This is a genomic window from Pseudoalteromonas sp. AWH4_217 (assembly GCF_056161105.1).
This window is the reverse complement of record NZ_JBSWYM010000019.1, coordinates 104077-116103: the sequence shown is the minus strand read 5'-3', so window position 1 is coordinate 116103 and position 12027 is coordinate 104077. Positions and strand designations below refer to the sequence as shown.

At 45.8% G+C, this 12027-nt stretch carries 9 protein-coding genes; all 9 read right to left on the bottom strand.

What is annotated here, in order from left to right; translation table 11 throughout:
* Window positions 1–681 precede the first annotated feature (681 nt).
* The 9 genes from ACXAH1_RS20380 to ACXAH1_RS20340 all read right to left on the bottom strand — a co-directional run bounded on the left by ACXAH1_RS20380 (window position 682) and on the right by ACXAH1_RS20340 (window position 11849).
* A complete protein-coding gene (locus ACXAH1_RS20380; RefSeq protein WP_475199151.1) occupies window positions 682–1539 on the bottom strand; it encodes a tetratricopeptide repeat protein in 858 nt (285 codons plus the stop codon).
* A gap of 75 nt (window positions 1540–1614) precedes the next feature.
* Window positions 1615–3555, bottom strand: coding sequence for a DNA topoisomerase III (locus tag ACXAH1_RS20375; RefSeq protein ID WP_475199156.1), 1941 nt, complete (start codon window positions 3553–3555; stop codon window positions 1615–1617).
* A 95-nt stretch (window positions 3556–3650) separates the two neighbouring features.
* Window positions 3651–5765 (bottom strand): methyl-accepting chemotaxis protein, encoded by a 2115-nt coding sequence (locus ACXAH1_RS20370; protein ID WP_475199150.1) that lies wholly within the window; start codon window positions 5763–5765, stop codon window positions 3651–3653.
* Between the two features lie 270 nt (window positions 5766–6035).
* A complete protein-coding gene (locus tag ACXAH1_RS20365) occupies window positions 6036–6365 on the bottom strand; it encodes a Na+/H+ antiporter subunit G (protein WP_253049559.1) in 330 nt (109 codons plus the stop codon).
* 9 nt (window positions 6366–6374) lie between these two features.
* The gene (locus ACXAH1_RS20360) at window positions 6375–6644 is read right to left on the bottom strand and encodes a K+/H+ antiporter subunit F (protein WP_010385043.1); all 270 of its coding nucleotides are present in this window, start codon (window positions 6642–6644) and stop codon (window positions 6375–6377) included.
* Entirely contained in the window at window positions 6638–7174 is a 537-nt protein-coding gene (locus ACXAH1_RS20355) for a Na+/H+ antiporter subunit E (RefSeq protein WP_475199147.1), read from the bottom strand. Before ACXAH1_RS20355 ends, ACXAH1_RS20360 begins: the two co-directional genes overlap by 7 nt.
* On the bottom strand, window positions 7175–8686 hold the full coding sequence (locus tag ACXAH1_RS20350; RefSeq protein WP_475199145.1) for a monovalent cation/H+ antiporter subunit D: 1512 nt from the start codon (window positions 8684–8686) through the stop codon (window positions 7175–7177). It abuts the gene before it with no gap.
* Entirely contained in the window at window positions 8683–9057 is a 375-nt protein-coding gene (locus tag ACXAH1_RS20345; RefSeq protein ID WP_475199143.1) for a Na+/H+ antiporter subunit C, read from the bottom strand. Before ACXAH1_RS20345 ends, ACXAH1_RS20350 begins: the two co-directional genes overlap by 4 nt.
* Complete coding sequence (locus tag ACXAH1_RS20340) at window positions 9057–11849, bottom strand: monovalent cation/H+ antiporter subunit A (protein ID WP_475199141.1); 2793 nt, start codon at window positions 11847–11849, stop codon at window positions 9057–9059. Before ACXAH1_RS20340 ends, ACXAH1_RS20345 begins: the two co-directional genes overlap by 1 nt.
* Window positions 11850–12027 lie beyond the last annotated feature (178 nt).

Sequence of the window (12027 nt, the reverse complement as noted above, 5' to 3'; positions counted from 1 at the left end):
AGCGTTCAATCTGAGCCATGATCAAACTCTTCAATTAAAAGTTTTTTGTTTGAAGTAAACTTCAAACCATGCTCAATGAATTCTGATTTTGATTCTTTCGAATCGAATTGACTGTGCTGAAACAAGTAAACTTGTTTCCGTTGGTCACTCACTTTCCATTTAAGGAAAAAACATTGAGACTCTAAATTTTGTGCGTCACTACCTAAGTAGCTTCGCTGTTAGAACTCAATCTGTACGAGTGCCCACACAGATGATTGCTTCATATTTTTAAAGAACAGTATAACTAACCTTGGTTAGTTACCGCAGCCTCGCTGCGAAGTGGAGCGCCATATTAACCGCTTCACTTTTAAAGTCAACTAGAAAATTTAATTTTTCTTAATTAAGCTTTCCGTTTGGCTTTTCCTTCACTTGGCTCGTTGCTTTTCAGCGTTGTGCCCCGTGTCGGTGGATGCGCATTATAGGGAAATCGAAACTCAGCGCAACCTTTTTTTAGAAGAAAAGTAATAAAAATGGCTATCCCGACCATTTTCCATACTAAATACGCCAAAACCCCTATTCTTGTCATCAAATTTTCACCTATTTGACACAATTAAGCTGCTAGGGGATCTAAGTATTGTACATTTCAGAAGAGACGCAAGAAAAAATGGCGCTTTTTTGCGCCATTTTTATTAGAGAAAAGAATTAGTACAAAAGACTGTAGAGTTTTCGCCGGTAGCGAGCTGCAATTTCGTCGCCTTCCGGTAAGGACGAAATGATATCTAGGTAGCCTTTTTTGGCTTCTCCAAAGTTCATGTCTTTTCTTAGCACAGATATCAGGCTTTCCAAAGCATCAGCTTTTTTTCCAGCATCGACCTGAGCCTGAGCCAGTTGACATAATATAGATAAATCATCCGGTGCAGCTTCAGCTTCAGCAATAAGACGCTTAAGCTCAGGTGACTCCTGAGCCTCTTTGGCTTGTTCCAGCTTCGACTTTAAGTTAGTGAAGTAGGCATCTTGTGCTTCTGCCGGGACAGACGCTAATAGCGCCTCAGCTTCTTCCACTTTTTGTATCTGAATACAGATATCTGCAAACACCAGCGAAACTCGTGGATTATCTTTTGCAATACCATAAGCTTGCTTTGCCAGTGCAAAGGCATCATTCAGTTCGCCATTAGCAAGCGCGTGCTTGGCTTGATCAAGTAAGATCAGCTCAGGTGAAGGCAGGTGCTCCGACAAAGCCTTGGAAATCTCTTCTTGTGTTTTCGCACCAGGGAGAACATCTACAGGCGTACCGCCTTTCAACACAACCAAAGTTGGTAGCGCCTGAAGACCTACTTGTTGGGCCAACTGAGAAGCAAGCATTTGCTGTTGATCGCAATCTACCGTTGCAACCACTATGTTATTTGGATATTGCTGAGCAAGCGCATCAAGAATATCAGCTTGCGCAATACAGTTTGGTTCCTGAGCACTAAAAAACGTCATTAATATGAGCTTTTCAGGATCCGAAGATGCCAACACCTGTTGAATGTTTTCCGGTGTAAGTGAGATTTTATTTTCCATGTTCAAACCAGCTTTGATATTTGACTATCTATATGGTGGCATCCACACCAATTACAAGGCAAATATAAAATCCGATTAAGCCGCTGACGTTCGACGGCCATTTCGGGTACTTGCGCGTTTTTTAGTTCTTTTTTTAGAAAATGAGGCTCTCGAACCGGATTTACCACTTTTCAGGCCACTAAACATAGCACTGTCACTCGTATTCGCGCGTTCAATAATACCTGTTATTTCATTTTCAAGGGGATGCATAAATGTCTGATAGGTTTGCTCTTTCATTGCAATTTTCGCCAGTTGAGACTCCCACAGTGCCGTTCGGTCAGGCAAAGACAGATCTTCAGGAAGTGTCTTGACAAGCGCAATACCTAGTTCTGTTGATTTAATGCTTTTGCCATTACGTTGCAAAAAGCCTCTTTTAAACAATAAATCGATGATACCGGCTCTGGTTGCCTCTGTACCCAGCCCATCAGTCTCTTTCAACACTTTCTTGATATCTGCGTTCGACACAAACCTGGCGATACCTGTCATGGCGCTTAATAAGGTTGCTTCTGTAAAGTGACTGGGGGGCTGAGTATGTTTCTCTATTACTTCTCCCTTAAAACAGTTTAGTAACTCGCCAACTTCCAGCTGGGGCAAAGTAACCTGCTTCTTTTCTTCCACTTTAAATAAACGTTTAAAGCCAAGGTCGATGATCTGTTCAGCTTTGGCAATAAACACGCCGCCTGCAATTTCTAATTCCACTTTGGTTTCTGTATACCGATAAGCAGGGTAAAACTGCGCCAGATACTGAGTACAAATTAACTGGTACACTTGTTTTTCGTACTGGCCTAATTGAGTCGTTTTCAACTTTTTTGCTGTTGGGATAATGGCGTGATGTGCCTCAACTTTAGCATCATTCCAGCATTTGCCCCTCAAGTTCAGATCTGCTCCTGCAACTTTGTCTTCTTCCAGCCCCTGGTTATTTAATGCCGCATCTAATACCTGTCTGGACTCAGCAAAGTGCCCCTTCGGCAGATAACGGTTGTCAGAGCGGGGGTATGTAATAAGTTTATGCTTCTCATAAAGCGCCTGACACACATCCAATACTTGTTTCGCTGACATACCAAACCGCTTGTTCGCATCGATTTGCAATGCCGATAAGTTATAAGGTAAAGGCGGGTTGTGCTTCTTCGGTTTCGCATCCACTTTCTTAACTTGGGCATTCTGGTCCAGGATCCTGGAAGCGACATTCTCAGCCAAGCCTTTGACGAGCACCCGGCCTTCCTCATCCATATAAGGCTGGCATGCCTCACTGGGTTGCCACTTGGCACAAAATTCACTCCCATCACTTTTCTTCACATAAGCTTGCACCTCATAAAAGGGCTTGGATACAAAGTTTTCAATTTCAATATCCCGCCTCACAACAAGCCCCAGGACCGGTGTTTGTACTCTGCCAACTGACAGTACTCCCTGGAACCCTGCTTTTTGCCCAACCAACGTATAAGCTCTGGTCAGATTCATACCATAGAGCCAGTCTGCTCGAGCTCTCGCTAACGCTGACACGCTTAGAGGTACAAACTCCTGATTGGAACGCATCTGATTGAGTGCTTTTTTTACAGCAGAAGGGTTTAAGTCACTGATCAGCAGTCGCTGTGTATCTTGCTTTTTGTAAACCGGGAGCTTTGCATCCTGAAGTACCTCATCAACCAGCAATTGCCCTTCCCTGTCAGGGTCGCCAGCATGAACAAGATGCTTTGCTTTTTTTATGAGCTTTTTAACAACACTCAGTTGTTTTTTTGTCTTAGGTTTTGCGTTGAACTGCCATTGCTGCGGTATAATCGGCAAATGCATCATTTGCCATTTTTTATACTTAGGATCATAGTCTTCTGGAGCAGCCTGCTCAAGTAAGTGACCAATACACCAGGTAACACAATCCCCATTGGCCAGTTCTATATAGCCATCATGCTTTTTATGAGGTTTGGGCAAAACATCCGCTATGGCTCTGCCAAGGGACGGTTTTTCGGCAATATAAAGTTTCATCATTGAAATAACTGTATGTATTTACAGTTATGATAGTCAACTCTGACGTTAATTGCCAGAGTTGACCCTGTACGACATTCAGATAGAGGTGGGACTTAGGTTTTAAGTAGATTTAACTGCTTGTGCTTTTGCTCAACTATATAGGTCAGTGCACTTGCTGCTTGCTCTACTTCATCAGCAAAGCCAGACAGTTCAGCTGCCGCGTCAGAAATCCCTGTTGTGTTGGTGCTAATTTCCTCTGTCACCATACTTTGTTCTTCTGCCGCAGTCGCGATTTGTGTTACCTCATTTGAGATACTGCTGAGCTCGCCCACTAAGCTACTCATTAACTCTGCCGACTCCCGGCAATATGAAACCGCTTGTTCACCCTGACTGACTGTCCTTTCAATGATCTGCTCTGAACCGGTGACTTCGCTTTGCAGATTATCGATAAGCTTGCTAATGTCATCGGTTGAGGCCTGCGTTTTTGAAGCCAGTGCACGTACCTCATCAGCGACCACAGCAAACCCTCGACCTTGTTCACCTGCCCTGGCCGCTTCTATCGCCGCGTTTAGCGCAAGTAAATTGGTTTGCTCAGCAATGGCGCGAATAACATCCAGGATTTTGGAAATATCACCACTGCGCTCAGAGACTTTGCCAAACGCGTTTTTCGCGTCTAATACCTGCTCGGCGATTTCCTGCACTGTCTCTGTTGTTCTGACTATACTTCGTTCACTACTTTGCACCGTCTCAACAGCATGATTTGTACTTGAAGCTGCTTTTTCCGAGGCTCTGGCCACTTCTGTTGCCGTTGCACTCAATTCGTTAATTGCGGTCACAACACTGTCGATTTCAAGATGCTGATTCGATACTTTGTTTTTTATATTGATGGCAGCTTCTGTGGTCTTGTGAGATTGGGCATATGACTCCTCAGCCAACTCTTTGAGATCAATGATCATGCTTCTGAGTTTGTCTGTGAAGCGGTTAAAGCCATTAGCCAGAGATATCAATTCAGCATGATGACTTACCTCCAGTTTATGAGTCAGGTCACCTTCGCTGGAAGCAAGACTATCGACTCGCTCCTCAATATACGTCAACGGGCCAATGATGGTGTTAATCAGCACCAGCGCAAGACCCAATGCGACAGCTGCAACGACAGTGCCCAAAAACAGCATCCAACGTCCAAGTGAGTTGGTTGACTCTTCTATTTGTTGTTCTATCTGGGTAACAGAGGCCAGTGCAACCTCCTTAGGTAATTCGATAACTAAAGACCAGGTCGTATTGGCAAGTTTGATCTCAATAGGCACAGCAATAGCGAGCATATCTCCTATTTCACTGAACCCACCTTTTTGATGTAAGTTCAACAGCTTCTCTGCGATGTCCGGATTAACAGACTCTTTCAAAGGTCTGGCAAGCTTATCGTAATGGCTGGCACCGACAACCAACCCCAACTTGCTGAGCAAAGAGACTTTCGCCTGCCCCTGATATAGTGATTCTGATAATTCATCAACCAGCTTCTGGAATACCGGCAAGTTCACATCAACCCCTACCAGCCCCTGAAAACGCCCGTTAACATCGACAGGAACCGTTAATGATGTCATCAACATCTTGTTTCCTGGAGAAATTTCGTACAAATAAGGTTCCATAATACAAGGTGCCACGCTGTCGCGCGCACAGAGATACCATTCGGCTTCGCGAAGCCCAAATTCGTTACGTTTGTCTAAATACTTATCTGCCGCTGACTCAATTTGATGTTGCGTGATCCCGCTGGCATCTCGAGTGAAATATAATTCCAGCGTACCATCACCTGGTGCAGAGTGACTGGCGCCAGACGTATAAGCTTGGTCTTGTCCGTCATAACCATTTGGTTCAAACTGAGCATACATTGAGGATACAAAACGATTTTGTTTCAATGCGCCGGCAACCAGGTCTTGCACCTGAGTACGCGCCAATGGCGTACTGACAGAAGTTTCTTTCAGAGCGCCTGCCAATGTATAGGGCACCCGATAAGCGGAGTTAATAAACTCTGAAACCTGACGTGCGTAGTATTGTCCCTGTGCCGTTAACCCCGTTCTGATCTCCTGATAAGCCAGCTCTCTGAGCTGTGTACTCTGTACTTTGTTCTCTTTTTGCAGGTTCATCCACATCGTTGTTACTAGCAAGGCAACAAGGGCAGTCACCAGCGTGACCACAAACAGGATAAGCTTCTTTTTGATGGACATATGCTGCATATAAAACACTCACAAATGGTTGTTTATTGGGATAACTTTAGCAAAAGTTTCGCTATCTTGCGTATTCTAAAATGACAGCTTTAAGTAATTATGACTACACTATTGGGCGATTTTTTTTACATTAAACCAGGGTAGTACATAATTTGTACTTATTGATAAGAGTTGAATGGGTGAGAGCAGACTAAACAGCTCAGCAGGATGAAAAGTTGGGGATACAAACAAAAGGAGTCGCTGTTGAAGCACTACAGCGACTCACGATCAAAAAGAAACTCAGTCTTCCTCAATCTTGTCTTTGCCACGGGTGGGCTCGATACTGTCTAATCTGTGGTGAATTGCCGATTTAATCAACATATAACCACTGATAGGCGCGGTAATAAGCAAGAACATAGAAATTAGAATTTCTTTGACACTCACCCCTTCCCCGTAAAAACCATAGTAAGCCATTGCCGCAAATAATAAGCAGGCCATACCCAAAGTCGTTGCTTTAGTCGGTCCGTGCAAACGCATGAAGAAATCCGGCATTTTGACCAGGCCTATGGAGCCGACCAAAACTAAACTGCCGCCTAACAATAACAAAAATGAAATAACCCATTCCATCATTCGCTCCCCCTATTCAATGATATCGCCGCGCAGCAGGTATTTACATACCGCCACTGTGCTGACAAAGCCAAGCAAGGCAATCAAGAGTGCAGCCTCGAAATACAGCGAGGTGCCCATGTTCATGCCATATAGCACTATCAGGGCAATCGTATTAATGTACATAGTATCTAATGCCAGAATCCGATCAGGAATAGATGGCCCGACCACAAGTCGCCACAGATTAAGTAGCAAAGATACACCGATCATCGCAAAGACAATCAGAATCACCGTCTCTAACATGCAAAGATCTCCTTAATGGGTTTTTCATAACGCGTTTTAATCGTGTCGATCAGCGCTGCCTCATCATCCAGATCCAGAACATGGATCAACAGGTAACGCTGTTGTGGCTGTTCGCCATCTGCCATATCTTCAGGCCATGGATAGACTTCTGCACTCACGGTGCCCGGTGTCAGCGACACGGTGCTTGCCAAGATGGTAATGGGCATGGACTGAGCCAGATCAATGGGCACTTTTACAAAAGCGGGCTTCAATTTTCGTGTCGGCCCCAAAATCTTGATTGCTACCTCAATGTTAGCCATCAATATATCGTACAAAACAAGCAATAAATATTGCAGTGCCTTACCAGGTTTCAATACCAAAGGTTGTTTGGTACGAAATGGGAAAGTCGCAAGGGGAATAGCAACGGCCAAAATCGCAGCCAAGATTACATGACCCGGTGCCACGCTGTTATTTAACAACAACCAAACAATGAACAGCATTAGGCTGCGAAACGGCGTCGGTAACCATTTATATTTTGCTTCCAAACGCATCTAGTTTACTCCTCCTAACACGTCCTGCAGTAGCCCCGTGAAATCGTGCAACTCCTGAGCTGCAAGCAATGCATATTCACTCAAAGGACCTGCAAAAATCACCATCAAAGGTGTACACAATACCAATAAAAGTACGGCACAGATCTGAGCTGGGTGAGCCCGCTCCTGTTCACTCTCACTTTTACCAGTATGATGCCAGAACACGGTACTACCCGCTTTTGAGACGGAGATTAGAACCGCCAGGCTCGCAACCAAATACACCAGCCAGAACCAGTTACCATACGGCGTATCCAGCGTTGATCTCAAAATCCACACTTTTCCGACGAATCCAGATAACGGCGGCATTCCAATGACCGCCACAGCGGCAACTAAGAATGCACCACCTATCAGCAAAGGTTGTGCAACAGGCCGACCTGCAGTGATCCTGTCTGCAACTTTACCTCTTTGTCTTGCTATAAGATCCGCCAGCAGAAACAGCGCCGCACTTACCAAGGTCGAATGAACCAGGTAGTAGATGGCCGCCGCACTGCTTTGTACTGTTTGTACAGCAACCAAGGCAACCAGAGTACCAACGGACACAACGACTAAGTTCGCCACCATTTTTCTTAAGTCCTGACTTGCTAATACACCGATGGCACCCATCACTATGGTTGCGATTGCCAGCCACCAGAGCCAGTTTTGTGCCATGTGGCTTAACTCACCCGCTTCTTCACCAAAGATCAGGGTGTACACACGCATCATAGAATAAACGCCCACTTTGGTCATAATGGCAAACAAAGCCGCCACGACCGGCATCGCCGTCGAGTAAGTGTTTGGCAACCACAAATGAAGCGGCAATAGTGCGCCCTTGAGTGCAAAGACAACCAGTAGCAAAAGCCCGCCAATCTTGGCCAGGTATACATCGTCACCTTGCAGTAACGTCACTTTTTGTGCCATGTCCGCCATATTTAAGGTACCCAGCGTGCCATACAAGATCCCCAAAGCAATCAGGAATACCGACGAACCAACTAAGTTCAGTATCACATACTGCAAGGCTGCACGTGTATTGCGTTTGTCACCACCATGCATCAGCAAGGAGTATGAGGCAATCAGCAGTACTTCAAAGAATACGAACAGGTTAAATGCATCACCCGTAAGAAATGCACCATTGACGCCGAGGACCAAAAAATGTAGCAGCGGGTGGAAAAAACTTCCCCGCTCATCGTCACCGGCACAACTGTATAAACCGCACACTAGGCCGAGAAATGACGTCAGTGTGACCAGCAGTGCAGACAACGGATCTGCTATCAATACGATACCAAATGGTGCAGACCAGTTACCAATGGCATAAACAGACGTGCCATGTTCTTGGGTCATCAGCAGCAAAATTGCCGATGCCACTGTAGTGAGTACGCCCATGCCCACTGAGACAATGCGACGTGCCCTGAGATTTTTGCCACAAGGTGGCATCAACATAAAGATAGCAGCCAGCATTGGCAGCAATACTGGCAAAGAAGTTAGATGCTGCGTCATGCTTTGCTTTGCTCCTTACGTTGCGAGCCAACATTGCGCGATGCCGCTTGTACTTCACTACCATTAACATGGTCGTTACCCAAATCGGCACGGCCACGAATAGCAAGAATGACCACAAACGCCGTCATTGCAAATCCTATCACAATCGCTGTCAAGACCAGCGCCTGAGGCAAAGGATCGGCATACCCGTCACTAAACCCTAAAACCGCTGCCTTGTTCATGGTCAACCTGCCTGACGCAAACAAAAATAAGTTAACTGCATAGGACAGCATAGTAAGCCCTAATACCACCGGGAAGGTCCGGGCTCGTAAAATCAGGAATACTCCGCAGGCCACTAACAGGCCTACGCAAGATGAGTACAATAGCTCCATTAAATATTTACCTCTTCTTTAGGTGCATTGGCTGTCAACTTGCCCAGGCTCGCCAGGATCATCAAAGTTGCACCAACAACCGTAATATACACACCCAAGTCAAATACCAGCGCACTGGCAAGTTCAATCTCGCCAATTACCGGCAAATCAAAGTAATCAAACCAGCTCGTCAGGAATGGACGGTCAAATGCCCAACTGCCCAAGCCTGAGAGCATGGCTATGGCAATACCTGAGGCAATAATTTTGCGGTAGTTGAGTGTGAAGCGCTCTGAAATCCAATTCGAACCGTGCGCGATATACTGCAAAATAAAGGCAATCGCAGTAACCAGACCCGCAATAAAGCCCCCGCCGGGCAAGTTATGGCCACGCAGGAAAATGTATACCGACACCAGTAGTGCCAACGGTAACAAGCTTTGAGAAATAGACGCCAACAGAATGGGGTAACGCTCTCTTGCCCAGGGGCGACCCTCAGAGTCACTACCAGGCATAAATAGCGGCAAATTGATCAATAGCTTATAAATCCCCAGAGCAGCAATACCCAGTACGGTAATTTCTCCCAAAGTGTCGAAACCACGGAAGTCGACCAAAATGACATTCACCACATTAGTACCGCCACCTCCTGTCTTCGCATTGGCAAGGAAGAAGTCAGAAATAGAACTCAGTGGACGTGTGATCAAGGCATAACAAATACTACCAACTATGACACCAATGGCAGAAGCTATCCCCAGATCGCGCAACACGCGTACCGAGCTACTTTCTTTCGGTGTTCTTTGCGGTAAAAAGAACAGCGCCAGCATCAACAGAATGATGGTGACAACTTCAACAGTTAACTGAGTAAGTGCCAAATCCGGAGCTGAGAAGCGAGTAAATGCGACGGCTACCATCAGGCCCACAACCGATATCATCAGCAAGGCAACCATACGTGTGCGATGCCAGATCACTGTGCCTATTGCACCAATCATTAGCAAACCTGCACCAATCGCATTGTGAACATCGATAGGTGTTGGTTTGTTTTCACCGACTAGCTGGGTCATTTCGAACAGCGGCCAGCCTGCACTTAACAGGACCACTAATAACATTAGCATCAGGTATCGTTGTAACGACCCGTTTTCGATAGCATCAATGCGTGCACGGCTCCAGCTAACCACTCTGTACATCGCGTGCTCAAACCCTTTTTTCGCATTAAGAGGAGGCAATGAAGCCTGGAATGTAAACAGATAACGGCGCTGAGTGTAAATCAACAAACCACCACACACAGCAATGCCGCTCATCAGCAGAGGTAAATTAAAGCCATGCCAAATTGCAATTTTAAACTGAGGAGGTTCTCCACCCAACACAGCGGCAGAGGCGACATTTAGAATATCACTGACAATAAAGCCCGGGAACATACCTACAATCAGACACAATGCGACCAAAACTTCGATAGGCACACGCATGTAACGCGGTGCCTCATGTGGCTCCTTAGGTAAGCCCACCGGATCTCCGTTGAAAAACACATCGTGAATAAAACGGGCTGAGTATGCCACAGAAAAGGCACCTGCAATGGTTGCAAGAATCGGGATCAACCAGGACATTGAGCCTAGCAACTGCTGATGTAAAGTTTCAGCAAAGAACATTTCTTTTGACAAGAAGCCGTTTAACAGGGGAACACCGGCCATCGCAGCCGCAGCCACCATAGCGAGCGTTGCTGTGTATGGCATAAATCGCCACATACCATTTAGCTTGCGCATATCTCGAGTGCCGGTTTCGTGATCTATGATCCCTGTAGCCATAAATAGCGAGGCTTTGAAAGTCGCATGGTTAATAATGTGGAAGATAGCCGCGACCGTTGCCAGTTCAGTATCTAAACCGAGCAACAAGGTTATCAGACCCAAATGGCTAATGGTCGAGAATGCCAGCAGTCCCTTGAGGTCATGCTTAAATAAAGCGATATAGGCACCGACCAGTAAAGTGACAAGACCGGTTAATCCAACCAGAATAAACCAAATTTCGGTCCCGGCCAGCGCCGGATAGAAACGCGCGAGCAAGAAAATACCCGCTTTAACCATGGTTGCCGAATGTAAGTAAGCACTCACAGGTGTTGGTGCAGCCATGGCATGTGGTAACCAGAAATGGAACGGAAACTGTGCAGACTTAGTGAAAGCACCCAGTAATACCAGGATCAGGGCTAATTCATATAGGTCATGAGCCTGGATCAGTTCACGGCTGGCGAGAATGATGTCCAGATCATAACTTCCGACAATATCACCCAGCAATAGTAAACCTGCAAGCAGAGCCAGACCACCGCCTCCGGTGATTGCCAGTGCCATTTTTGCCCCTTTACGGGCTTCTGATTTGTGCCACCAATAGCTGATCAGCAAAAATGAGCTGATACTGGTTAATTCCCAGAATAGCCATAGTTGCAATACATTATTCGACATCACAATACCCAGCATAGCCGTCATAAACAGCATTAAGTATGCGTAGAGCTTGGGCATGGAATCATTACTGCTGAGATAGTAACGCGCGTAGAAGATCACCAATATGCCGATTCCCAGGATCAGGAAAACGAACAACAATGATAAACCATCTAAGCGGAATGAGAGTTCTAAGCCCAACAGCGGGATCCACTCAATCGTGGTACGCAGCTGTTCATTGGCAAACACCTCCGGAGCCATATAGCAGGCCAGCGCAAGTGCCAGTCCGGGCGCAAGCAAAGTTACCGCAGTCGAGTGATTGCGGGATAGTTTACCTGTAAATGATGAGAGTAAACTGCCTAATAAGGATAGCAAGGGTATCCAAAGCAATGTCATAAAGAAAACCTTTTATCTTCAATAACCGTAAATAACGGAACAGCGCGCAGTGTGTAGCTAGTGTTATGCATAGACTATCTGATTTATTTTGCGCACGTTTTTATCACACATAACGCTTACCAGTTATACTTGATTAGTATTTGAGTTGTCTAGACTTTCGCGCTCTATACGCTGCCAT

Coding starts and splice junctions, on each gene's coding strand:
- ACXAH1_RS20380 (WP_475199151.1), bottom strand. CDS start 1,539: ATGGAAAATAAAATCTCACTTACACCGGAAAACATTCAACAGGTGTTG.
- ACXAH1_RS20375 (WP_475199156.1), bottom strand. CDS start 3,555: ATGAAACTTTATATTGCCGAAAAACCGTCCCTTGGCAGAGCCATAGCG.
- ACXAH1_RS20370 (WP_475199150.1), bottom strand. CDS start 5,765: ATGCAGCATATGTCCATCAAAAAGAAGCTTATCCTGTTTGTGGTCACG.
- ACXAH1_RS20365 (WP_253049559.1), bottom strand. CDS start 6,365: ATGATGGAATGGGTTATTTCATTTTTGTTATTGTTAGGCGGCAGTTTA.
- ACXAH1_RS20360 (WP_010385043.1), bottom strand. CDS start 6,644: ATGTTAGAGACGGTGATTCTGATTGTCTTTGCGATGATCGGTGTATCT.
- ACXAH1_RS20355 (WP_475199147.1), bottom strand. CDS start 7,174: ATGCGTTTGGAAGCAAAATATAAATGGTTACCGACGCCGTTTCGCAGC.
- ACXAH1_RS20350 (WP_475199145.1), bottom strand. CDS start 8,686: ATGACGCAGCATCTAACTTCTTTGCCAGTATTGCTGCCAATGCTGGCT.
- ACXAH1_RS20345 (WP_475199143.1), bottom strand. CDS start 9,057: ATGGAGCTATTGTACTCATCTTGCGTAGGCCTGTTAGTGGCCTGCGGA.
- ACXAH1_RS20340 (WP_475199141.1), bottom strand. CDS start 11,849: ATGACATTGCTTTGGATACCCTTGCTATCCTTATTAGGCAGTTTACTC.